At 30.7% G+C, this 1920-nt stretch carries 3 protein-coding genes; all 3 read left to right on the forward strand.

Translation table 11 applies throughout. The features are described from left to right. Positions 1 to 197: hypothetical protein (locus BGC07_RS20845; protein ID WP_158006978.1), on the forward strand; the 197-nt coding region annotated here is incomplete at its 5' end. 112 nt (positions 198 to 309) lie between these two features. Next, the gene (locus tag BGC07_RS15310) at positions 310 to 1137 is read left to right on the forward strand and encodes a hypothetical protein (RefSeq protein ID WP_069313949.1); all 828 of its coding nucleotides are present in this window, start codon (positions 310 to 312) and stop codon (positions 1135 to 1137) included. Between the two features lie 21 nt (positions 1138 to 1158). After that, complete coding sequence (locus BGC07_RS15315) at positions 1159 to 1671, forward strand: hypothetical protein (RefSeq protein ID WP_069313950.1); 513 nt, start codon at positions 1159 to 1161, stop codon at positions 1669 to 1671. Positions 1672 to 1920 lie beyond the last annotated feature (249 nt).

A 1920-nucleotide genomic window follows, 5' to 3' on the forward strand; every position in this document is an offset into this window, starting at 1 on the left:
AGGATCTTGATATTTTTCAAGGGGAAGCTAAACGTGTAGGTAGAGTCAAAGACGAAGAAAATAAATATAAAAATCAAGAAAAAGAAATTGTCGCTATGAAGTATTTAGGCAAAAGTCTTTATTCTTTTTTAAAAAGGAATAGATTGTCAAATAGTCAACGATATGACTTAGCACTAAAAATTTCTAAAAGTCCATGAGCTACATACAGGGAAAAGCTCTAGATCAGGAACAAAATATGCTCATTTAGATATAAAACCAGACAATATTTGCGTTGATCATAAGGGCGAAGTTCATCTTATTGATTTCGGAATGTCAGAAAAATTAAATCCTTTTGAGAAAATTCGAGGTGGTACTAAATACTATCAGCCTAATGATTTTGATAGTTTCGATAAAGTTAAGGTAGATAATTTCTCTTTGGCTAGAACTATATGTCCTGAAGGAGTGAAACTTGATCCAGATTATGATATGGATGAAGAAGAACGTCCTATTGAGAACCCTTTTATTGTGCCTCATAAACACAGTATACTGTTCACAGGATCAGATGATTTTGTAGTAACCGATCTTGATCATATAATGGGTGTTATGATACTCTATAAATTTTCTTTATCAAAATTTAAATTTAAAGACTTACATAAAAATATATATGAATTTAATAAAAATTATTTTAATCTAGAAAAAATTAATTTAGATAGAAAAGCATATGTGTTACAAATAATAAACTATCCTGAATCGATTAACACCCTTAAGAGAAATAAAAATCTTTTTTGGGAAATTAATGAGTTGAATTTTGATTGTCATGTGAATATAAATAACATAGTTAATAATATTGATAAATTTCAGAAAATTCTTCGCTCATTAAGAGAGCTGGACCTTTACTCTTTAGGGTATCTTCAGCAAGTAGTTGATGATCCAGATTCATTAGAAGTATTAAGAAGGCACTTAACTAAGTTCTATAAACTTAATCTATTAGGGTTAAATCAAAAAGATTATATAAAAAAAGTTATTGAAGTACCACCAATAATACGTGACATTACAAGAAATAGATTTGCCTTATTAAGGTTAAATAAAATGAGGCTCAATAAAAAGATATATATTGAAAAATTACTTCAAGACCCCAACTTAATTAAGTTTTTTTGAAACACACAAAACTGATTTTTTTTGACTCTCGAAAATCTTGGTCTTGGAAAAGAGGTACATATTGATGCATTAATGAAAGAACCTGGTATTTTATCTATAGTTAAAATTCTTTTAATATATGGTCTTGATGAAGCTGCAAAGAAAACAGGTGGCTCAAAGAAAAAAATAATTGCAAAATATTTTAAAGATAAAATTGAAAGGATGAATAGGTTGACTGATAGTGTTCTCACTAGGTTAATTAAAGATGCCATAGCAGCAATGCGCCACCACAGGTTTATTAATCTTAATGCAGATACTAATGCATCTGCAGCAGCAAGGGTATATTTTGATAAGGCTAGAGCATTGCTCAATATTAATGAATACTATTGGAAAAATTTTATGGAAAGCAAATATGGAGATACTGACGATATTTACGCACACTATGCAAAGCGTATTAAAAATAAAAAAATAAGTGATAATACGCCATTAGTATCTAATAGTCTCAAAGAACCTCCCACAGAAGATACGAGCGACGAGGAGTCAAGTACAGGGTGATCTTACCCCGATTTAGTGGATACACATTTATGAGATAGTGTTGACTCTCAATGAGGTGTATCATGGTCAAAAAATAGAAGTCAGCTGATGTGTTATATCCATATTAAACTCAAGCAAAATCAATATGGTAGCGTATCAGTCTCTTACTTCAAAGCTCCGAACTCAGGCTGGCAGAAAAAATTACTCTGAACTTGGAATACAGCGCTATAAGCGCATACCGGGTAATACAATGCAATCTAGAGTGTAAAG

Source organism: Piscirickettsia litoralis (genome assembly GCF_001720395.1).
GTDB classification, from domain to species: domain Bacteria; phylum Pseudomonadota; class Gammaproteobacteria; order Piscirickettsiales; family Piscirickettsiaceae; genus Piscirickettsia; species Piscirickettsia litoralis.

Coding starts and splice junctions, on each gene's coding strand:
- BGC07_RS15310 (WP_069313949.1), top strand. CDS start 310: ATGTCAGAAAAATTAAATCCTTTTGAGAAAATTCGAGGTGGTACTAAA.